The sequence below is a fragment of the Candidatus Tenderia electrophaga genome (assembly GCA_001447805.1).
Taxonomy (GTDB): Bacteria; Pseudomonadota; Gammaproteobacteria; order Tenderiales; family Tenderiaceae; genus Tenderia; species Tenderia electrophaga.
Window position 1 is genome coordinate 3,141,189 of sequence record CP013099.1, and the last position, 23,344, is coordinate 3,164,532.

15 protein-coding genes are annotated in these 23,344 nt (G+C 55.6%); 7 read left to right on the plus strand and 8 right to left on the minus strand.

What is annotated here, in order from left to right:
• Positions 1–10: 10 nt before the first annotated feature.
• From Tel_14280 to Tel_14305, 6 genes are all read left to right on the plus strand, one after another.
• Positions 11–1,048 carry an aldo/keto reductase gene (locus tag Tel_14280; protein ALP54211.1) on the plus strand — a complete coding sequence of 346 codons (1,038 nt, stop codon included), beginning with the start codon at positions 11–13 and terminating at the stop codon, positions 1,046–1,048.
• Positions 1,049–1,071: 23 nt separating this feature from the next.
• Positions 1,072–3,834: a hypothetical protein gene (locus Tel_14285; GenBank protein ID ALP54212.1), complete on the plus strand. Its 2,763-nt coding sequence runs from the start codon at positions 1,072–1,074 to the stop codon at positions 3,832–3,834.
• 20 nt (positions 3,835–3,854) lie between these two features.
• Complete coding sequence (locus Tel_14290) at positions 3,855–4,727, plus strand: hypothetical protein (protein ID ALP54213.1); 873 nt, start codon at positions 3,855–3,857, stop codon at positions 4,725–4,727.
• A gap of 53 nt (positions 4,728–4,780) precedes the next feature.
• Positions 4,781–5,722, plus strand: coding sequence for a hypothetical protein (locus Tel_14295; protein ALP54214.1), 942 nt, complete (start codon positions 4,781–4,783; stop codon positions 5,720–5,722).
• A 14-nt stretch (positions 5,723–5,736) separates the two neighbouring features.
• On the plus strand, positions 5,737–7,275 hold the full coding sequence (locus Tel_14300) for a hypothetical protein (protein ID ALP54215.1): 1,539 nt from the start codon (positions 5,737–5,739) through the stop codon (positions 7,273–7,275).
• Between the two features lie 118 nt (positions 7,276–7,393).
• Positions 7,394–9,880 (plus strand): hypothetical protein, encoded by a 2,487-nt coding sequence (locus Tel_14305; protein ALP54216.1) that lies wholly within the window; start codon positions 7,394–7,396, stop codon positions 9,878–9,880.
• Between the two features lie 8 nt (positions 9,881–9,888).
• Here Tel_14305 and Tel_14310 read toward each other — a convergent pair whose 3' ends face one another.
• The 8 genes from Tel_14310 to Tel_14345 all read right to left on the minus strand — a co-directional run bounded on the left by Tel_14310 (position 9,889) and on the right by Tel_14345 (position 22,136).
• Positions 9,889–11,754, minus strand: a complete 1,866-nt coding sequence (locus Tel_14310) for a hypothetical protein (protein ALP54217.1) — start codon at positions 11,752–11,754, stop codon at positions 9,889–9,891.
• A gap of 203 nt (positions 11,755–11,957) precedes the next feature.
• Positions 11,958–12,677: a hypothetical protein gene (locus Tel_14315; protein ALP54218.1), complete on the minus strand. Its 720-nt coding sequence runs from the start codon at positions 12,675–12,677 to the stop codon at positions 11,958–11,960.
• A gap of 16 nt (positions 12,678–12,693) precedes the next feature.
• Entirely contained in the window at positions 12,694–13,539 is an 846-nt protein-coding gene (locus Tel_14320) for a hypothetical protein (protein ID ALP54219.1), read from the minus strand.
• Positions 13,511–14,338, minus strand: a complete 828-nt coding sequence (locus Tel_14325; GenBank protein ID ALP54220.1) for a citrate synthase — start codon at positions 14,336–14,338, stop codon at positions 13,511–13,513. The genes Tel_14320 and Tel_14325 overlap by 29 nt, the downstream gene beginning before the upstream one ends.
• A complete protein-coding gene (locus Tel_14330; protein ALP54221.1) occupies positions 14,335–16,422 on the minus strand; it encodes a hypothetical protein in 2,088 nt (695 codons plus the stop codon). Before Tel_14330 ends, Tel_14325 begins: the two co-directional genes overlap by 4 nt.
• Before the next feature lie 150 nt (positions 16,423–16,572).
• Positions 16,573–18,705 (minus strand): hypothetical protein, encoded by a 2,133-nt coding sequence (locus tag Tel_14335; protein ALP54222.1) that lies wholly within the window; start codon positions 18,703–18,705, stop codon positions 16,573–16,575.
• Between the two features lie 99 nt (positions 18,706–18,804).
• Positions 18,805–20,667, minus strand: a complete 1,863-nt coding sequence (locus Tel_14340; GenBank protein ID ALP54223.1) for a hypothetical protein — start codon at positions 20,665–20,667, stop codon at positions 18,805–18,807.
• A 464-nt stretch (positions 20,668–21,131) separates the two neighbouring features.
• Positions 21,132–22,136 carry a fructose 1,6-bisphosphatase gene (locus Tel_14345; protein ID ALP54224.1) on the minus strand — a complete coding sequence of 335 codons (1,005 nt, stop codon included), beginning with the start codon at positions 22,134–22,136 and terminating at the stop codon, positions 21,132–21,134.
• 395 nt (positions 22,137–22,531) lie between these two features.
• Here Tel_14345 and Tel_14350 point away from each other — a divergent pair, with 395 nt between their 5' ends.
• Positions 22,532–23,326: a prolipoprotein diacylglyceryl transferase gene (locus Tel_14350; GenBank protein ALP54225.1), complete on the plus strand. Its 795-nt coding sequence runs from the start codon at positions 22,532–22,534 to the stop codon at positions 23,324–23,326.
• Positions 23,327–23,344 lie beyond the last annotated feature (18 nt).

Consider the following 23,344-nt stretch of genomic DNA (forward strand, 5'->3'; position numbering starts at 1 on the left):
AATCAAGGTAATGGAATACCGCCAACTCGGCCGCAGCGACATCCAGGTCAGCGCCCTGTGTCTGGGCACCATGACCTTTGGCGAACAAAACAGCGCGCATGATGCCCACGCGCAGCTCGACCGCGCCCTGGCGGCGGGCATCAACTTCATCGACACCGCCGAGATGTATCCCGTGCCGCCCCGGGGTGAGACTCAGGGCCGTACCGAGGAATACATCGGCAGCTGGCTCAAGGCGCGCGGCAAGCGCGCGCAGATAATCCTGGCCACCAAGGTCTCCGGCCCTTCGGCCAGCTTCACCTACCTGCGCGGCGGCAAGCTGGGCTTTGACCGTCACAATATCGAGACGGCGCTCAATGACAGCCTGAAACGGCTGCAGACCGATTATGTCGATCTGTACCAACTGCACTGGCCCGAGCGCAGCACCAACTTCTTCGGCCAGCTTGGGTACCGCCACGAGCCCGAGGAACAGTTCACCCCCTTTGAGGAGGTGCTGGGCGTATTGGGCGAGCTGGTGCAGGCGGGCAAGATCCGCCACATCGGCCTGTCCAACGAGACCCCCTGGGGGGTAATGCAGTGTCTGGAGATCGCCCGGCGCGACCTGCCGCGGGTGGTGAGCGTCCAGAATCCCTATAGCCTGCTCAACCGCAGTTTTGAAGTGGGCCTGGCCGAGATCGCCCAACGCGAAGATGTGGGCCTGCTGGCCTACTCGCCGCTGGGCTTCGGCGTGCTGAGCGGCAAGTACCTGGACGACACCAAACCGGCCGGGGCGCGCCTGACCCTGTTCGACCGCTTCCAGCGTTATACCAATGCGCAGGGCACGGCCGCCACCCGCGCCTATGTGGAACTGGCCCGTGCGCACGGCCTGGCCCCGGCCCAGCTGGCGCTGGCCTTCGTCACCTCGCGCCCTTTCGTCACCAGCAACATCATCGGCGCCACCCGTCTGGACCAACTGGAGCAGAATATCGGCAGTGAATCCTTAACACTGTCTGACGAAATCCTGGAGGCCATCGACACCATCCACCGGCGTTACACCATCCCCTGCCCTTAGCCCGAAGAATCATCCACAGACGTTTGATCATGCCCGCCAAGACATTTCGACGCCCCCTGCTGCTGGCCCTGATGGCGGCGGGTCTCAATACCCCCCTGCACGCCGCGGTGAGCGTCGAGCCGAACCGCGTCGCGGTGGGCAAGGCGGCGGAACTGACACTGCGTTTCGACGCCCCCGATGCAGTCGAATCGGTCAGCCTGCAGCCGGGCAGTCCGTATGTGCTGGAACACCTCGCGCTCGACGGCCCGCATCCCGAATACCAGATCCTGCGGCGCCACAACGGCCTTTATCTGCGCGACGCCAGCAACCAGGTCATCGCGTTTTTCGCCAACCAGCGCGGCCACGCCAGCAGCGCCCGTTACGACTTTGTCGCCGCCGAGCAGGGCGGCCTGCAGATCTATAAGGAGCATGACTGGCGCCACACCACCCCGGTGGCCGGCTATGTCACCAGCACCCCGGCCCTGGATGTGGCGCTGAGCGAGGGACTGGCCTTCGTCGCCGCCGGCCAGGGCGGCCTCACGGTGCTGGACGTGCAAAATCCCGAGCAGCCTCTATGGTTGGGCAGTCATCAAAACTTGGGGTACGCAATAAAAGTGTCCGCCAACGGCCGCCGCACGGCTATTTTGAATGATACCGGGGTGGTCTATCTGCTGGACGCCGACAACCCTGCCGAACCCACCACGCTCAGCGCCTGGCGCAGCGACAGCGTCGTGCTGGATATCGCCCTGCACGGTGGGCGGCTGTTCGCCCTGAGCGCGGACGCCATTCAGGTGGTCGATATCAGTGTGGAGACGCCACAGCTCAGCAACCAGGGCCTGGACTTCGGCCAGGGGGTCAATCTGGGCGGCGAGCGACGCGTCTATATAGAGAATGGTCTGGCCTACGTGGCCGACTGGTTCTCCGGCATCCACATCTACGACCTGAGCCGGCCGCGCCAGCCCGAGCTGCTGTCCAGCGTCCCCACCCCCGGCTCGCCCAAGGGCATCGTGGTGCGCGACGGGGTGGCCTTCGTCGCTGACGACGATCATGGCCTGCAGGTCATCGACGTCAGTGATCCACTCGACCCCAAGCAGATTTCCACCCTGCTCACCCAGGGCTTGGCCTATACCCCGCGGCTGGTGGGCGACCAGTTGTATCTGGCCAGCCACCGCGGCGGCTTTCAGATCATCGACGTCAGCGACGTCAGCGCGCCGCAGCTGATCAGCGAATATGACACCGAGGGCAAGGCCTGGTCCATGGAGATCCACGGCGACATCGCCTATGTGGCCGATGACGACAGCGGTCTGCTCATGTTCGATATCAGCGATCCGAGCACACCCGAGCTGATCGGTCAGTACTTCACCGGCGCCGCCGCCGAGGAGGTGGTGGTACGCGATACCATCGCCTTCGTCGCCTTTTTCAATGACGGTGTGCACATCGTCGATGTCTCCGACCCGACCCAGCCCCAGCCTGTCAGTCGCCTGCCCCTGCCCGGCAACAGCCGCGGTCTGGACCTGGTGGACGACACCCTGTACGTCGCCGGCTGGCTGGCCGGGGTGCAGGCGGTGGACGTCAGCGATCTGCACCAGCCACGGCGGCTGGGCGGCTACGACACCCGCGGCGCCGCCTGGGGTGTGGAAGCGGTCGGCGCGTACCTCTATGTCATGGACTGGTGGGGCGGGGTCAGCGTCATCGACGTCTCCGACCCGCGCCGGCCGCAGGCGGCGGGCGGGTATCATAACCGCGGGCTCGTGCACGACATCGCCGCGCGCGGCAATTACAGCTTCGTCGCCCACGGCAGCAACGGACTGCAGGTGTTCGACATCAAGAACCCGCTCAACCCGACCTGGACCACCGGCGTCAGCTTTCCCGGCCAGGCACGCCACGTAACGCTGCACGGGGAGCGCGCCTATGTCGCCGCCGGCGATGGCGGCCTGGCCATCGTCGACATCGCCAATCCCTTCAATGTTCGCTGGCTGGGCAGTTACGCTAGCCCGGGCGAGGTGAACGCCGTGGTAGCGGACGCGCAGTACGCCTATCTCAGCGACAGTCGCGCAGGCCTGATCGCCCTCGATATCGGCGATGCCGCGACGCCGCGCAGACTGGCCAGCCTAGCCATTCAAGCCAATGATCTGTGGCTGGACGACGGCCTGCTGTATCTGGCCACCGCTCGCGGCGTGGAGGTGTTACGCCAAACGCCGGCGGGGCGATTCGAGTCGGTCACGGTCTTCGAGCTCGCCGGCGGGGCCCAGCACATCAGCGGGGACGGCCGCCTGCTCTACGTCGCCGCGGGGCACAGCATTATCACTCTGCAACGCAAACTCCCATTGGAACGGCTGGGCGACATCGAACTGGACTCGACCATCCGCGCGCTCGCCGTGGGCGAGCAGGGTCTGCTGGCCGCAACCGACACGGCGCTGATCAGCATCGACAACCGTAGCCCGGAACACGTGCGCATCGCCACGCGCTACCCGCTGCTGGCCCCTGGCCTTCAGATCACCCATCACCAAGGCGTGGCCTATCTCAGCGGTGCGGAGACCATCACCGCGCTGCGTCCCCTGCCCCTGTTGCAACAGCGGACGCGCGGCCTGGCCGAGATCCAATTTCCGCTGCCGCAAAGCCTGGCTGTCGGCAGCTATCACGTGCAGGTCCATTACCAGGACGGGACCACAGAACGGGTGCCTGACGCCGTCCGCGTCATCATGCCCGCGTTTTCCAAACCCAGCATGAGCATGGAAGCGTTCAAAAAGCTGATGCAGCAACAACAAAATAACCGTGACCTGTTCACCGCTCCACCTGCTCAATAGTCGTCATAGAGGACGTTGATATGCCTTTGCACCAAATCTGCGCCGGTTGGACGCTCTCACTCATGCTGCTCGGCGGCGTGGCCACTCCCTTTGCGGCGGCGCCGCGCGATGTCAGCCATTCCACCGATGCCGCGCTGCGGCTGGACTACCTCGGCAAACTGCTCGATTCACGCAGCGGCCAACGCCTGGCGCAACACCCTGACGGCGCCATCCGCGGTCGGATTGAGGCCATGCTGGCCCAGGCCCGGGAGGCCATCGCCGGCGGCGACAATGACACGGCCGACGCGCTCACCAAGCAGGCGCTGGAGACCCTCATGAGCGCCGTGCGCGAACTCCCCGCAGACCCCGAAGAGACTGCCCGACACAAGGCGCGTTATGAAGAACTGCGCCGCGGCCTGGAAAAATTCAATTACGCCCAGGCGGCCAATCGGGAACGCTTTGCCGCACAGGCGAAGCAGGCCTCTGAACCCGATCACAGCCAGGTTAATAAACTTCTGGCGCTGGCCGATAGGGATGCGAAGGCGGGTGATTATGAACAGGCCGTAACGCGTTTGACCGAGGCCCAGTCCATCGTTACCAGCGCCTTACGGGGCATGCTCAATCACAAACAACTGGTCATCGAGCTGGACATCGGTACGCCGGAAAAAGAATACTTTTACGAGTTGCGCCGCTATCAAGGCTATGAAGAGCTGATCCCGGTGGCCATTGAAACCAAACGACCGAACGAAATGGCGACACAGACCATGATTAAACTGGGCGAAAAGGCAAAATGGATGTCGGAGCAGGCACGCGGCAAGGCGATGCAGGGTGATTATGCCGTCGCCATTCGTATGATAATGGATGCCACCGATGTCGTTAAACAGGCACTCAGGGTGGTCGGCATCACCATGTAAGATGGACGCGGCGCGTGCTTTGGCATGATCGCCCGGCGACCGCATCAGGCCGGATGAAAATTTTTAAGAAGGGACGCATGATTCGCTTCATTGCCACTCTGCTAATCGTTTTATTGGGGATGTTTACGTCGGCCGGGGCCGCTGAAACCAGCGCCAATCTGCTCATCCTGGTTCCCAAGATCAACGCGGCCTATGACCGTGTCTTTGCCGAGATCGTCGCTGGTGTGGCGTCTCATGACGGCGTCACGCCAACCACTATGGCTCTGACCAATTCCACCGACGAGGAGGATATTCAGCGGGCCATCGATGCCGGCGAAGCCGACGCACTGATCGCTTTGGGGCATTCCAGTTATGACATCGCGCAGCAATTCGACGACCGGCTGCCCGTCATCCACGGCGGCATGATCATGACGCCCCAAGGGCAAAGCGGCATCAGCCTGGCGGGTTCCCCGGCCGAATTCTTCTCCCATCTGGGAATCATTGCGCCCACGGTAAAACGGGTGTTCACTGTGTATGGCGATCAAAACAGTGGCTGGCTCATCGACCTGGCCCAGCGCGAGGCTGACAAGCGCGATATCGAGCTGATTGCCCTGGCCGCCAAAGATGTGCGCGACGCGGTGTATCGCATGCGCGATGTCCTCAATCAGGTGCGCGGCCCATCCGACGGAATTTGGTTATTGCTCGACAAAGTGATGCCGGATCAAACCGTCTTGCCCATGGTATTAGAGGCGGCTTGGAAACAGAACGTGGTGCTATTTTCCAACAACCCGTCGCATACCAAACGCGGGGCCCTGTTCGCCCTGTACCCCGATCATCACAACATGGGTTACGCCCTGGCGGAGTTGAGTCTGCAGCGCATCCAGTCAGAGCAGCCGCTGCTGCTACCCCTGACCAACCTCAAGGTGTCGGTGAACGAGCGTACCGCGTCCCATTTGGGCTTACGCTACTCCACTGATCAACTTGAAGGTTTCGACCTCATCTATCCCTTGAGATGAGGACACTCAAGAGTATGAACAGGCAATCGGCACAATCCAAGACGAAGAGCTTTCGCGGTCAGCTGACCACGATCTTTACCTTGGGCATCCTGGCGTTGGGCCTGGCCGGTGCCGTCTCATCCGCCTGGGTGACCAAGGTCCATATCGAGGGCCAGCTGTACGAGAACGGCCTGCAGGTGACCGAATCCCTGGCCAAACAGTCGGTGTTGGCATTGATCTACGACAGCCCGGAAAACGCCGAAGAGGCCACCGTCGCCGCGATGGGCTTTCCCGCTATCGAGCAGGTCGCCATCCTCGACATCAACGGCGGGGTGTTGCTGGTTAAGGGTGATCCGTCGGTGGACTACGACCTGTCGGCACTCAGCGAAGGAGTGACCTTGGTGAACGAAACTTTGGATTACTGGTTGTTCGGGGCGCCGGTCTTCATCCAACAAGAACAAGCGGCGGATCAATCGCCCTTGCTGCTCGACACCGAACAACAGCAGGAGCTGGTCGGCCGCGTGCTGGTCAGGAAGAGCAAGGAAAAGATCGGCCAGGTCTTTACTGCGGCCATCATTAACAATCTGGCCATCGGCCTGCTGTTCGCGTTGGTGCTGCTCGCCATACTCCATCTCAGCTTTAATCGCCTGGTGACGCCCTTGGACAAGCTCGCCGCCGTCATGGGCCGCGCCAAGGAAGGCGATGTGGTCAAGGCCTACGCCAGCCTGGAGGGTCCGCGGGAGGTCACTGAAATCGCCCAGGCCTACAACACCATGATTGAGGCGCTGGCCCGGCACCAGGCGCAGTTGAAGCGCCACAACGAACTGCTGGAATACGAAGTCGAGGAGCGTACCCGCGATCTGGTCTACGCCCGTGACATGGCGATCCGCGCCAACCGCAACAAATCCCACTTCCTTTCCAACGTCAGTCACGAATTGCGTACACCGCTGCAGTCCATCCTCGGTTACAGCGACCTGATTCTGGAAACCCTGCCAGCCGAGCTGGCCGAGATTCACCGAGATATCGACACCATTGTACTAAATGCGGAAAGTTTGCTGCACATGATCAATTCAATACTGGATATGTCGAAAATCGAGGCCGGGCGCATCGAACTCACTAAACAAGAGACTAATCTCGACGAACTGGTCGATGGCGTGATTGAGACTATCAAGCCTCTCATCACGCCCAACCAGAACACGCTCAAGCTGGAGCGACGGCTGATCAAGACGGTGGTCTACGTGGACGGCGACAAGCTGCGCCAAGTATTACTCAACCTGCTGGGCAACGCCGCCAAATTCACCGATAACGGCACCATACTTTTCAGCATGACGCAGAACGACAAGCTGCTCGAGTTTAAAGTGGAGGACAATGGCATCGGCATGAACCAAGACCAGCTCGACCACATCTTTGAGCCGTTTTACCAGATTGACGGAGGCCATACGCGGCGCTATCAGGGTACCGGCCTGGGACTGGCCATTACCCATCAATTTTGTCATTTAATGAACGGGAACATCAAGGTACGCAGTGAGCCAAACCGGGGAACTCGATTTTATGTGCAGATTCCCTACGATTAAAGGTTCTAAAACGGAAGCCGATCTTGTAGTCACTACAAATTCCTTCGATTCGGCGGAAACGCACCATGGTGGTCCGGCAGGATAATAACTCTAAAGGAAGAGAAAGGGAGATTCGAAGATGAATCAACATATACTGATCGTAACGCTCGATCGGGAGCAGGGAAGCGCAATCAAACAGGTATTGAAGGGCGCCGGATTCAGCAATCTGGCGATCGCGCATAGCAGTCAGGCGGCCATAAACCTGCTTACTGATCATCCTGTTGACGCCATCGTCAGCGCCGTCGATCTCGAACCCGTGGATGGCTGGCGCTTCGCCCGGATCATACGCTCCGGCGCCCTTGCGGTGAAACTCCACGTCCCCATCGTCATGATCTCCGACGGTTTCAGCGAACGCATCGCCCAAGCGACCTCCAAGGCGTTCCAGGTGAATCGTTTTATTCCCTTTGAGAAATTTCACACCCTGCCGTCTATTCTCAGTGACTTGTTGCGCCAGGAAAAGCCCGGCGTGCCAAAATCAAGCCTACTGGTGGTGGAGGATTACCTCGACACGGTGGAGTTGGTTAAGCGTGTGCTCGGCAGCCGTTTCGATATCGACGTCGCGACTACCGGCAAGCAGGGTTTGCGGGCCTGGACGGAGAAACGACACGACCTGGTGCTACTCGATGTGATGCTGCCCGAGATGGCCGGTAACGATGTGTTGAAGGAAATCCTCAAGGAATCACCGCGCCAATCGGTAGTGATGATGACCGCACAGTCCACCCCCGAGCGCGCCGCCGAACTGATCATCGACGGGGCCGTGGATTACATCTCCAAGCCGTTTCGCGCCGACCAGCTTCGACAAGTATGTGAAATCGCCGTGCAGCGCGAAGACTTCATCGTCAGCAACGAGGAGTTTTCCTCCCACGAGGAGGCGCTTTACCAGGAAAAGGAGCTGGCGCAAATTACCCTGCAGTCCATCGCCGACGGCGTTATCCGCACCAATGCCAAGGGTGAAATCGAATTCATGAATCCGGTGGCGGAACACGTCACCGGCTGGAGTTTTGAGCACGCCCGCAACAAACCATTTCGCGACATATTGCGCTGCTTCAACGACAGCAATCAGGCCGCCACCAATCCCGTTGAGATCACCTTAAATAACCAGTCGACGCTGTATGGCACACAGGATGTCACCTTCATGGATCGCGATGGCGCCAAGTTGAAGCTCGACCATGTCACCTCGCCGATCAAGAACCGACATGAGGAAATCATCGGCACGGTTATGGTGTTTCGAGACATCACCGAGGAACATGAATTAGCCCGCCAACTCGACTACCAGGCGAAGCACGACGCGCTAACCGGACTCACTAACCGCGCCGCCTTCGAGGACTATCTGGAAACGGTGATCGAGAAGTTGCCCCAGAGCGATGAAGTGCATGCGCTTTGTTATATCGACCTCGACCAATTCAAAGTGGTGAACGATACCTGCGGTCATATCGCCGGCGACCAACTGTTGCAACGTATTTCATCGATCATTCTAAACAAAATCCGCAAAGACAGCGATGTGCTGGCACGCTTCGGCGGCGATGAGTTTGTGCTCATGCTGTCGGACTGCCCTATCGAGCGCGCCACGCGCGTTGCTGAAGATATCTGCCAAGAGATCCAGGAATACCGATTCGTTTATGACTACAAGACCTTTGCCATAGGCGCCAGTATCGGGGTTGTGTCACTGACCTCGGAAATCGCCAATACCAACGACGCCTTGCGCATGGCCGATAACGCCTGTTACGTCGCCAAAGAAAAAGGCCGCAACCGTGTCCATTTGTACCACATCGATGACCAGGAGCTGGTGCGCCGTAGCGGCGAGATGCACGTGGTATCGAAAATCAACCACGCTCTGGAGAACGAAGGGTTTTCACTGTTCTTTCAGGAGATAATGGCGCTCAAAGGCGATAGAGAAAAGCACAAGCACATAGAAATCCTGATCAGGATGAAAGATGAGGGAAATGACTGGATTACTCCCGGGTTTTTTCTGCCCGCCGCTGAACGCTACAGCGTGGCGCCCAAAATCGATAAGTGGGTGATAAGCTCGGTCATGAAGTGGCTGTCGGAAAACCGGCGCTGCTTGGACGCGCTTGAAATGTGTTCAATAAACTTATCAGGACTGTCGTTCTGTAATGAAGGGTTTTCTGAATTCGTTAAAAATGAAATTCAGGCGCGTAACATACCGGCTGAGAAGATCTGTTTCGAGATCACCGAAACCGCCGCTATTCGCAACATGCATGATGCCTCCGACTTTATAAACACCATGCGTGGGTTCGGTTGCAGCTTCGCACTCGATGATTTCGGCAGCGGCATGTCGTCCTACGCCTATCTCAAGGCATTGCCTGTCGACTATCTCAAGGTCGACGGCATGTTCGTCAAGGATATTATGATCGACCCCATCGACAAGGCCATGGTCAAATCGATTAACGAGATCGGGCACGTATTCGGCCTTAAGACCATCGCCGAATTCGTCGAGACCGACGACATCATTGATGAGCTGTGCATGCTGGGTGTGGATTACGCTCAAGGGTATGCGATCAGCAAGCCTGCGCCCATAAGCGCTCTGGCATCCAGTTGCACTTGATCGGTCTGCTACGAGGTGGCGTCGACATTGTCGGACGCGCGTCTTGAAGTCGTGGTCCCACGCCGCTTACGCCGTCGATCAAGGGCGCTAACTCTAACACCCATCGGCGGGGGCTCCTCGGGATCAATATAGACATCGAGCACTGTCGGGACGCTGGTGGATAATACCCGCCCAAAATCAAACTGATCAAGTTCCTGTCGATTGCGAATAGTGAACCCTTCCGCACCCATGGCGCGCGCCACGGCGGCGAAATCGACTCTCGGTAATTGATAACCGATAGGCTCGGCGCCAGTTAGCCGCTGCCCATGCTTAACCATGCCAAAAGCTTCGTCATTTAGTACAACAAACACAACGGACAGACGCTCAGCAACTGCCACTGTAATCTCCTGTCCGCTCATCAACATGGAACCGTCCCCTGTTATCGCCACCACAGGGCCATTAGTAGTTGCAGAGGCGACACCAATAGCATTACCAATCGCCCAAGTCATAGCGCCGAAAGCGATACCAATTCGGAAACTACCGCTACTTCTTAAATGGAGATAATGGATGGCCCAGCTCCATGCATTACCGGTGTCAATGACAACTCGCGCATTTTGCGGCAATGATTTGCCAAGCTGTTGCATCAGCAGCTGTGGCTTTACGGCAGCTTGATCCCAAGGTAACGACAAGGTGTCCGGTGTAAGCTTGTTTTCGTGATAACGTTTCATTGGGAAACTTAACCCACCGTGTGTAGCAAAAGTCAGTGGAGGGCTCTTTTCACGACATACTTCGGCGCTTATCGCCACCTTAATATCATCAGTTAGTTTTTTAAAAATCATCGCCACATCGCCATAGACATGCAGCCGCGCCATCGGTGACTGAGAAAAATTGTCCTCCACGGAGTCGATATGTACCAGCTTGTAGTTTAGCAATGCTAATTTGTCCCAAGTGGATGTTGACAACTCGTCCAACCTACTGCCGACCGCAACCAATACGTCCATTTCCGGATCCAACAGAGTTTGGCGTGCGCTGTCATGACCGGCGAAACCGAAAACACCACGGTATAACGGGTGATAGGCGTTCATCCAACTTTTTCCGGAAGGCGTTGTCACGACCGCTGAATTCACGATTTCCGCAAACTCGGCAATAGGATTTATTGCTCCCCCGCCGCAACCACCGCCGGCCAAAACTACGATTTTTTTTGCCTTCTCGACGATCTCTACTAGTTTTTCATAACTTGTATCATCGATAACGGCTCTGGGTTGAATCAGCCGTTCAATTTCATAGCTCGGCTGGTGATGTGCACATTCACATTCAAGAATATCCTTGGGAATACTTATATGGACCGGGCCCTGTGGCGCCTGAAAGGCTTTCGATATCGCTTTTATCAGTTTCCCCTCGAGCTGGGCCGGATGAGAGACGAGGGTATTGAATCGAGTCAAATGGGAAAACATGCCGACAATATCCACACCCGCATCGGAGGAGTCTTGTAAGGGCATGCGGCCAAAATCGCGCAACGCCGTTTGTGGCGTAATTACCAAAATTGGATTTCGTTCCACGTAGGCAGAGGCGACGCCGGTAGCGAGATTTGTGGCGCCGGGACCCGTGGTTGAACAGCATACTCCCAGACTGCCTGTTTCTCTGGCATAGCCGGCGGCCATAAAGGCTGCACCGGACTCATGCCTGGTGATAACGAGCTTGATACCGTCGGGATGATAGCGGGAATGACGAGCAAGTGCATCGAATAGGGGCTCAATGGCGGCCCCAGGCACACCGAATATCCGCCTTATACCAAGCGTATAAAGATAATTGATAATCAGATCTGCGTAAGTGTGCATTGCTGTGACATCGCCACCACTAATATTCGATTGATCTGTAGGGTTATCAGCTACCATAGCCGCGCCTGCAGCCAGACCAAAGCGCGTAGCCATCGTTATCACTTCACAATAGCAAAAGAGGTTTTATTAAGCCAATATGGATTGATGAGTAAATGGGTGGGCGGTTGCCTGAACACATACAAAAAACATATAAAAAGCGGCTCCTAGGCGACGAACCATCGATGCAATGCATCCTACGAACAACGAATTCGACCGTAAAGCTAAATTGAATCCACTCCACCATCAACATGCCACACTGCACCTGTTACATACTTGGCTTCAAGCTGGGCAAGGATGACATGAGCAACTTCTTCAGGCGTTCCGAAACGCCCTAACGGTATTGTTGCCTTTTGATGCGCACGAACAGCTTCAATTTGTTCCTCTGATAACCCTAGCTTGGATATAAGGGGAGTATCGATAGCCCCTGGAGAAACACAGTTCATACGTATCCCTTGAGGCGCGAGCTCTACGGCTAGACTTCTGGAAAATCCGTCCATTGCACCTTTTGTAGCAGCATAAAGTGATGCATTCGGCAGCCCGTTATTAGTGACAGCCGAAGAAATATTGGTTATTGCACCAGATCGTTGAGCGAGTGCGGGCACGAGGAACTGGATTAACATAAGCGGGCCACGTATATTTGTACTGAAAAAAACGTCATAGTCCTCGTCCGTATGTGCGGTAATAGGCATAAATTTCGCTACCGCTGCATTATTGACTAGCGCATTTAATCCAGTGCTAGCAAAGGCATCAGCCAAACGCAGTAGGTCATCTGTCTTCTGCATGTCAGCTACGATACCAGTAACACCTAAGGCTTCTTCTGCTACAGCAACAGCCTCACGATTTCGTCCGCTTATCGTGACATCATATCCGCGTGCCTTTGCTAATGCCGCGGTTGCATACCCAATTCCTGAATTCCCACCGGTGATCAATATATTTTGCATGAAAACACTCCTATATCTAAGCTGTTTGTTCGGGTACTGATCTATGTTCCTTGCCTTCGTAATTTATATCATCGCACTTTAAAGGAAGGAATGATCCGGGCGTTCTTGCATTAGCATCTAGATAGCATGCAGTTACGCCACTCGCCACTAATGTCGAACAACTTATATACACTTGTTCTGCAGTAAATCCGATATCTGATAGGAATGCGGATACATACCCGTTTATATTCATACTTTCGCTAAAATGATCATTTAGATACTCCTCAACCTTGTACGCTAGTGCGAGATGTTCACCTATTTCAAAACCCAACTCCTCCGTAACCTTCTCCATCGCACCGACTCGCTCATCGCCCTTGGCAATAGGTCGGGCGTATCCGGTAATCACCGGCGTTGCACCGACCCGCTGACTTGCTGCTTTTACGAGTTCTTCAACCGACACTCCTGACTTATATTCTTTGAGCGCGTTCTGGATGAAGTTTACACCGTCAATCAAAGTATGCGATCCATAGGCCCGTGACTCCATTGCCATATTTCCACTGCTGGTTGCGGCCACAGCAGATACCTTCATTTCAGCACCCAAGGCACCAATGTGATTACACCAAATCCTAGGGTCGGGCCAACTCAGGCATATGTGAAACGCTTCCATCCAATCAGCAAGGCGCCTATCAGGCAATTTCCCGAGCGAGTTAAGCATCATTACCTGCATATACGAAACATTCCCGACCAGATCATCCATCATAGAATAGCCATGATTTAACACGGCTTTACCAATCTTCCACCCTCCTTTCCGGCTGAAAATCTTGTTTCGGCGCTGATCCCAAAAAGATGTGTCGTTAATCGCTTTCAATGATGTAGTCCTCATCGGAAATAAAAGGCATCGCCGTCAGTGGCTTGTTGGCCAACTCGGCGCCGTGGGCTAAAAGCCCGGGGGCGCTGATGATTTGATATACACCCGCGGCGGCACGGGGAGGAAACCCCAGATCAGTCAGTGCGGCCGCCACCACACCTGTTGCCAACCAGCCCATTCCGTGCTCTGCCAAACCAGCAGCAAACTGCTGCCCCCAGTGCAAAGCAGCGCTGGCGGCGGGCATCTGCGCCAGGTGGTCGGCAATGCTTGCACTGATCAGATCTATGCCGTTGTAATAACTACCGAAGCCAGGGGCGATATGCCAATCGCCTTCGTCCGGACGATCAGGATTGGCCATTAATAGCTGCAATACATCTTCAACCGGCTTACGCTGGTTCTTACGCAGAAATCGCATCGCCTCTTCGAGAGTCCCCGCCGCATTATGTGTGCCGCTCAAAGTCGTCAGAGCAATGGGCAATATCAAGGCGGGATCGGTCTTGCCGACGCCTGCGTTCATGGCGGCTCGGGTAGCCGGATGGCGCGGGCCGGGATTGATAAAAGCGACCATCAACGCGTCCAGCAGCTGAGCCTCTGCGGTCGTCGGGAGTTCGCCACGGAATAGTAAATACAGCATATCAGCGAAGCTGCGCTTCTGAACAAGCTCTAGGAGATCATACCCATGGCAGCGACACTGTGCCGCAATATAGGGGTTTTCGGCCGATGGCAGTTCTTGCCATATCCGCGTAGCGGTGCGCTCGGCGTAAATATCATCGCGCCGCTGCACCTGCGCTGAAGGCTTATCTGATTTAATCATTCTCTCAATCGATGCTCCGCTTCTAGGAAAACACTCCGCCCGGGCAACGGGTAATCGCCGGGAATGATGCCATTGCTTGGCTCGCGATTATCCGCATCAAAAGCATTTTTTATACTCACACCGAACGCCCAGTAGTTACTTAAAGGCTGATAACGTACGGCCAGATCAACCGTCGAGTTATCCGCGATAGGAGGACGTGGATCACCCTTGGCCCGACTTCTATCCATTACCCAATTGGCCTGCCCATACAATACCCATGGAAGAGACGGCTGCCAAGCCGCTGCCAAAAACAATTGCCGTCTCGGCGCGTTGGGGATCACTGTATCGTCTTGTGCATCTTCAGAAAACTGGAGCGCAAAATTACTCTTCAATTGCAATGCGTCGGTTGCATACCATTTCGCCTCCATCTCCAGGCCATGGCCATTCTGCGCATGAGTGTTCTGCGCTGTCCCGTTGACGAATTCAATCAGCTCGTCGGCATGGTATGTGAAAAGCGTCAGGATCGCGATCCGCCGGGGACCCGGCCGATAATCGAAGACCAACTCAATCATATCGATGGTCTCGGGCTCCAAGTCAGGATTTCCTGCCACCACTGGGTTATTTTCGAAATAAAGTTCGGTCAGGCTGGGCGCGCGAAACGCTCGACCGTAAAGCAACTTGGTTGTCAGGAAATAATCGCGTTTCCAAACCAAGGCAAGACGAGGATTGATGGTTTCACCGAAGTCGGAATAATTGTCATACCGGACACCCGCGGTCATCTCCCAGTCAGCGGCGAATCGCCATTCATCCTGTAATGAAAGATAACGCACGGTTCGGGAACGCTGTTTCACAAATATGTACGGCGTACCGGTGACATCGGTCAATGTGCCGTCGATTGAGCTTTCGCTGCCGTTTATAACGCCCGGCCCGAAATTTTTCGTTTCAGTGGCTGTAAACGAATCTTGATCCATGCCGATAGCGCTTCGAAGACGATGGCCATGCCATCCCTCATACAGCCCAGCGACCTCCAGCCGGATTTCAGTTTGTTCGCCGCCCGGATTGCCCAGCACGCCGTCGGTAAAACGAACGGTACCGACAGGTACACAGCCAGGATAAATGCACAAATTTCCATCTGCCGCGACCTGCACCTCGGTCCCTGGAGGGAGTATCCGATAGCGAACCTCTTGATCGAAAACGCGGTAGGACACGCTCGAATTCAATCGCCAATCCTCAAACGATTCGTCATCTTTATAGCCTATCGCTAACGTGTAGTGATCATTTTCCTGTTCTCCGGCCGGATCCAGTGCTTGGAACGCACCCGGGCCGACTCCACCATCCTGGAGATTCCAGGCGTTAAGCCAAAAAGACCATTTCTTTTTCTCGAGGTTAATTGAGCTGTTCAATAGTTTATAACGGCTATCTAATGGGCCCGGCGCGAGACTGGCATTCGTGCCAAAACGCGCGTCCAGATCAGTTTGAAAATCGCTCTCGATAATCCTGCTTCGATCTCCGTCGCTGCTGATATATTCCAGGCTCAGACCGATATCCCAGCCGCCTAGCTCGCCGCCGTACTGAATCCACCCATCTCTGGCTCCGAAGGAGCCAAAACGAACACCGACTATATGGCCGTCGATATCCAGCCTTTCCTTGGTGATAATATTAATCACGCCGGCGAATGCATCCGCTCCGTATACTGCCGAGCCCGGTCCGCGGATTACTTCAATCAAGGCGATATTTTCCACCGGCAACCGGAACAAGGGGGGTCTGGAACCAGTGATGAGCTGGTTAAATGAAATACCATTCACCAGCAACAATACCTGTGAATTCCAATCGGTGTGGATTCCGCGAATGGAATAGATGCTGCTGTTGCGAGCGAATGAAAGCGAAACATGCAGACCGGGGACGGTTTCCAGCACCTCTGCCAGGGTGCGGGCGCCGCTGGCCTTGATCTCATCGGCGCGGATCACGGTTGCCACGGAGGGCGCCAGATGAATAGCTTTATAGGTGCCGGTGGAGATGCTGACGATCTCTTCCGAGGGATAGTAGAGGTTCAGCTCACTCTCATGGGTGGCGAAGGTCAATGCATAGGAAGGCGAACAGAACATCCCCAGCAGCGTAGCCAATGCTGGAAAACGGCGTCGCATGGTGCTATTACTACCCCCTTGTTATATCGAGAACCCATAAATTACACGCATATATTTCATGTTCTGAGCCCTGCTTAAGGCAAAGCCTCTTGATGGATACGAGCCCACGAACTAACGTATATGAAATACCACTTCCAAAAAAACACTGCGCCCTTCAAGGGGATAATCACCGGGAATGGTCCCGTCGCTGGGCTCACGGGCATCCTCATCGAATACATTCTTGGCGCTGAGGCCAAACTGCCAGTGGCGGTTATCCGGTTGATGTCTGAGAAACAGATCCACCGTAGTATAGTCGTCAATTGCAGGGCGAGGGTCTGTACTCGCACGCGTGCGGTCGGCTACCCAATTTGCCTGGCCATACAGTGACCATCTTTCGATCATGCGCCAATCGGCTGCGACAAACAGTTGCCGCCGCGGGGCATTGGGAACCACGGCGCCGCTATTGGCGTCCTCGGAGTACTGCAGGGCGAAATTTCCTTTTATCTGCAATTCATTGCTGGCATGCCATTCGGCTTCGAATTCAAGCCCGTGGCCTTTCTGGTTGTGGCTGTTCTGTGCTGTGCCATTCACAAATTCAATCAAGTCGTCCGCCTCGTACGCATATAAACCGAATATGGTTTCCACATCGAAAGACGGGCGATAGTCGACGACCAACTCAATCATATCGATGGTCTCGGGTTCTAAATCGGGATTACCAATTGTTACCGGATTATTTTCAAAATATAGTTCCGTTAAGCTCGGTGCTCGAAAAGCGCGCCCGTAAAGAAGCTTAGTTGTAAGATTATAGTCAGTCGCCCATACCAAAGCCAAACGGGGATTGGTGGTTTGACCAAAATCAGAGTAATCATCGTGGCGAATTCCTGCGGTTAGTTCCCAGTCACGTCCGACCCGCCATTCATCTTGCAACGACAAGTAGCGCACAGTACGCGACGCGTTTTGAACAAAAACATAAGGAGTATCGGTAACGTCTGATAGCCCCCCATCGATCGGGCTCACGGAACCATCAATAACACCTGGACCGAAGTTCTTTGTCTCTACAGGCTCGAACTCATCATGGTCGGCGCCAACCGCAAGTCGTAAGCGATGGTCCTGCCAACCTTCAAAAATTCCGGCCACTTCGAAACGCGTTTCGGTTTGTTGGCCACCCGGGTTACCCCAGACCCCGTCTGTAAAAGTCACTAGACATGGAGGTGAACTGCAACTGGGCGGTGTGAACAAATTTCCGTCTGCACCAATCGGCACAACAGCTCCCGGCGGTAGAATTCGGTACGTAGATTGTTGATCAAGAACACGATATGAAAGGCGCGTCTCCAGTAGCCAGCTTTCAGTCAGATCGTCGTCCGTATAGTCCAATACCAGTGTGTACTGGTCGTTCTCTTGTTCGCCCGCCGGGTCGATCGCCTGAGCCACACCAGGTCCGACACCAGCATCGTTTAGAACCCAACTATTGAACCAAATCGACCATTTTTCCCGTGTTAACGTGACGGACGTATTCAATAAGTCGTATCGTGTTTCTAATGGTCCAGGCGCGAGACTAACGTCGGTACCGAATTGAGTGTCTAGCGTGGTCTGGAAATCCGAGGTGACGATACGGTCGTGGTCACCGTCGCTGGTGCTATACTCGAAGCTTCCGGCAACTGCCCAACCATTGAATTCGCCGCCATACTGCAACCAAGTCTCTTGCGTATCAAAGGAGCCTGTGCGTGCACCTGCGACCAGTCCATCGATATCGGCGCTGTCTTTGGAAATTATATTGATGACGCCTGCAAATGCATCGGCACCAAACACCGCTGAACCCGGACCCCGAATTACCTCTACACGGGCAATATTTTCTACCGGCAGACGAAACAATGGTGGTCGTGAGCCTGTGATGAGATCATTAAAAGGCAAGCCGTTGACAAGTAGAAGCACTTGCGGATTCCAATCTGTATGGATACCGCGAATGGAAAAAATACTGCTATTGCGAATCGACGACTTAGACACATGTACGCCCGGAACCGTTTCCAGGACCTCATCTAGAGTACGCGCCCCCATCGCATTGATTTCTTTCGCAGTAATAACGCTGGCCACCGAAGGTGCCAAGTGGATAGGTTTGCTGGTCCCGGTCGCGATGCTAATCATTTCTTCGTCTTCATAAAGCAGCATAAGGTCTTCTTCGACCGCGGCTAGCTGCTGCGCGTGTACAGAAGGCACCAACAACAACGAAGCCACGGTAGCAATTGCAGTAACTTTGATATTAGGCATTCACGTCCTCGTCGTCACTAGTGGATGACCCCCACTAATGGTTCCGCGCCTCAGAGTAGCAGCACATTGGCTTACGCAAGAATCTACTAGTCTCATTCATCACGCTCTATTCTGCTGCCTTTTTAGTGTGTTAACCCGGGCTCCCATGGGTGGTAAGGCTTCCGGATCTATATGTATATCCAGCAATGCCGGGCGCCCGGTTTGGCATAATTTCTTGATATCGATGCGCTGCAAATCGTGTAGGGTGCGCACTGTATAGCCCTGCGCGCCCACGCTTCTAGCCATCATGGCGAAATCAACCGGGGGTAAGTCGTAGCCGATCGCCTCGGCGCCGCTTAGGCGCTGGCCATGTTTGATCATACCTAGTGCCTGGTCGTTAAATATGACGAAAATCACCGCTAGCTGATGTGTGACGGCGACACTTAACTCCTGGCCGCTCATCAGATAACTGCCGTCACCGGTGATACAGACCACGGGATGTTTGGCATTGCCCAATGCCGTGCCAACTGCTGCGCCAACGGCCCATCCCATAGCGCCAAAGGTGAAGCTGCTGCGCTGTACACCGACGTTATCCAGAAACAGGTAATGGGTAGCCCAAGAAAACGCATTACCGGTATCGATGACAAAACGAGTATCTCTGGGAAAGCGTTGAGCTAGCTCACTCATTAGGCGTTGCGGCTTGAGCGGTGAGCTTGTATCAGCAACGGTTTCCGGTTCATAGACTTCTACCTGGCCCGGTAAATAGTCGGTGCTTGTCTGCTTGAATTCCTGGCGCGCCATCGGGCAAATGGCATTTTTACGGTCGGTAGTATTTAAGATGTGATCTTTATGTAGGCTGGCGAAGATAGTCCTGACATCCCCTGACAAGTGCAGGCACGCCATAGGCGTACGAGCAAAATCTTCTGGCGAAGCCGAAACATGCACGAGTTTACTACTCATGAGTTGTTTGTCCCAACCACTGGTGGACAATTCCCCCATAGCTGTGCCCACTGCCAAAATCAGATCGACATCTTCGGTGGCAAGCGTTTCATATGCGCTGGGGTGACCAGCAAAACCGAATACACCGCGATAAAGCGGGTGATAGCCATTGACCCAGCCTTTGCCTGATGGAGTGGTAACAATTGGCGTATTGGTCAATTCTGCATAGGATGTAATGATGTCTATGGCATGGCGACATCCTCCACCTAAAAACAGCACCTGTTTTTTTGACTGCCCTATTGCGCTGACCAAAGCCTGATAGGCTTCGTCATCCATGGAGCGCGGTTGGCGAAACAAATGAGCCACTTGGTAACCACAGGTATCGCCTTTGACCGGTGCATTTAGGATATCCATCGGAATACTGAGATGGACAGGTCCACGTGGCCGGCGAAAGGCATTGAGTAGGGCGGTATATAGCTTTCCTTCAAGCTGATCGGGGTGAGACACCAGGGCGTTGTATTGGGTGCAATGTTCAAACATGCCGACAATATCGATGGCATCGCTGGACGACTCTTGGAACCCGCCTTTACCGAAAAACGGCAGCGCCGTCTGAGGTGTGATGACCAACATGGGAGTACGGTCGGCGTAGGCCGAAGCGACCCCGGTAATCAGATTGGTCGCACCGGGCCCGGTGGTGGCACAACAAACGCCGAGTCTACCTGTTTCACGTGCATAGCCGTCGGCCATGAAGGCGGCCCCGGCTTCGTGACGGGCGATGATCGGTTTGATATGGGGTTTGATGTCTCTTTGACGCATGGGCACCAGACTGTTAACCGCCAACTGTCGTGTGGCATCCTCCGCCGGCCGGCGCAAATGCCGCGCCAAGGCGTTATACAGCGGTTCGATACCGCCGCCGGGGATGCCGAAAATGTATTCAACGTCGATCTGAACCAGATAGCTGACGATCAAATCGGCGTACGTGAACGGCTGCGCCGCCACGGACGCAGGCGCAGGCGTGTCTATTACCTGTGTAACAGAATCCATTGGAATCTCTCGCTTTTTACAATCCACCCTGGACTCATATCGGGCGATTCACATTAAGGTTTAATAATTTCATAACGTTTCATCAGCGGTGACTAATAGTGTCAACCAGATCGGGTAGCTGGATGCGCTTGGGTGGTTGGATGAAACGCTTGGGGAATTTAATGACCGGAGGGAAAAGTACGGTCGGTGGCGATGACCTGAGGATTTAGGCCTGCCCGCTGCGGCTGGAAACATCGTCTTGATCAAATTCACCGGTCCATCCTTGTTTCGGTGTGCTACTAATCAATTTGCCGGTGCCGGCGCGGCGGCACGTCTTTCATTTATACCAAATATAGCCCTGTAGTGCTTGTTACAATTTTTGTAATCATTCTCAAACGAAGCCCAAACGGTGGCTCTACAAAAGAAAAAACCCGGCTCACCGTATGGGTGAACCGGGTCTCTGCAACGCGTTGCGGGTAAGGGGCTCAGTCTTTGTGATAAGACACGACGCGCTCCACCTCATTCTTGGAGCCGAGAATAACGGGGACGCGCTGATGGATGTCGTTGGGCTTCATTTCCATAATGCGTTCGCGCCCGGTGCTGGAGGCCCCGCCGGCCTGTTCCACGATCATGGACATGGGATTGGCCTCGTACATGAGCCGCAGCTTGCCGGCCTTGCTCGGGTCCTTGGTATCTTTCGGGTACATGAAAATACCGCCGCGCGTCAGGATACGATGCACCTCGGCCACCATAGAGGCCACCCAACGCATGTTGAACTCTTCGCCGCGCGCTCCTTCCTTGCCTGCCAGGCATTCATCCACATAGCGCTGCACCGGTTCTTCCCAGAAACGCTGGTTGGAGGTGTTGATGGCGAACTCGCGTGTATCGGCGGGAACCGTCATATTCGGATTAGTGAGAATGAACTCGCCGATGTCGCGATCCAGGGTAAAGCCGTTGACGCCGTTGCCGGTGGTCAGCACCAGCAGGGTGGACGGGCCATACAGGGCATAGCCGGCGCAGACTTGTTCCGTGCCGGGCTGTAGAAAGTCTTCCTTGGTCGGCTCGGTGACGCCGTCCGGACAACGCAGGATGGAGAAGATGGTGCCCACCGAGATATTGACGTCGATGTTGGACGAGCCATCCAGCGGATCGAACAGCAGCAGGTATTTACCCTTGGGATAACGGGCCGGAATGGGATAGATGTCGTCCTCTTCCTCGGAGGCCATGGCGGCCAGATGGCCGGCCCACTCGTTGGACTTGATCACCACGTCGTTGGCGATAATATCCATCTTCTTCTGGGTTTCGCCCTGGACGTTTTCACTCTCGGCCGTGCCCAACACGCCGATCAGCGCGCCCTTGTTGACCCCGTTGGAAATGACCTTGCAGGCGGTGACGATATCGTTGAGCAGGGAGGTAAAGTCGCCTGTTGCCCCCGGCAGACGACGCTGTTCTTCGATAATGAACTGAGTGACCGTGACTCCGTTATACATGACCGTATTCCTTATATATTGTATGAAACCGTGATTTGATACGCGTAATAGCGCGCTATTATCCTGCTTTCAGGCACCAAAATAAAGCCGCAATCCCATCGGCTGCCGCCGCAGGAGTATAATGCCGCGCACCCGAACCAGGCGGATTGAGCCCCGATGACCCCTGCGCAACCAAGATTAGGCCAACACGAAGCGCACCGCCGGCGCGCCGGACAGCTCTGGGCGTTCAGCAAGGAGGTCGACACAAAGTACTCGCCGCGGCACCGGTTCGGCCCCGGCGATGCCGTTCAAGTCGCTGATTACCGGGGAAAGTTCACCGCGCATGCCTACATCAATCGGCGTTCCCGCTACTGCCGCGTCACACTCAGCTGAGTCTGTTGATATACTAGCCGCCTATGCTGACTTACCCCGATATTGATCCGGTCGCCCTCTCCCTCGGTCCCCTGAAAATCCACTGGTACGGCATTATGTATCTGGTCGGCTTTGCCGCCGCCTGGTGGCTAGGCCATGTGCGTGCCCGTCAGGCGCATACCCCCTTCAAACCGGAACAGGTCGCCGACCTGATCTTTTACGGCGCGCTGGGCGCGGTGATCGGCGGAAGACTGGGTTATATCCTGTTTTACGATTTCGCCAATTACGCGCAACACCCGCTCAACATACTCAAGGTGTGGCAGGGCGGCATGTCGTTTCACGGCGGGCTGATCGGCGTGCTGGTGGCCATGTGGCTGTACAGCCGCAAGCTCAAACTGGCGTTTTTTCAGGTCACGGACTTTCTCGCGCCGCTGGTGCCGGTGGGCCTGGGGGCCGGGCGTATCGGCAATTTCATCAACGGCGAGTTGTGGGGCAAGACCACCGACCTGCCCTGGGGCATGGTGTTTCCCCATGCCGGTCCGTTGCCGCGCCACCCCTCGCAACTCTACGAGGCCCTGCTGGAAGGGGTGGCGCTGTTCGTGATCCTGTGGTTGTATTCGGCCAAACCCCGCCCCACCGCCGCGGTGTCAGGGTTGTTCCTGATTTGCTACGGTGCCTTCCGCTTCATTATCGAATTCGGCCGCCAACCCGACGCCCATATCGGCTATCTGGCCTATGGCTGGCTCACCATGGGGCAACTCTTGTCCCTGCCCATGGTCATTGCCGGCGCCATCCTCATGCTTTGGGCCCACAAGCGTCAGCCCCAGACTGCCGCATAAACCAGGCCGCTGCATGAA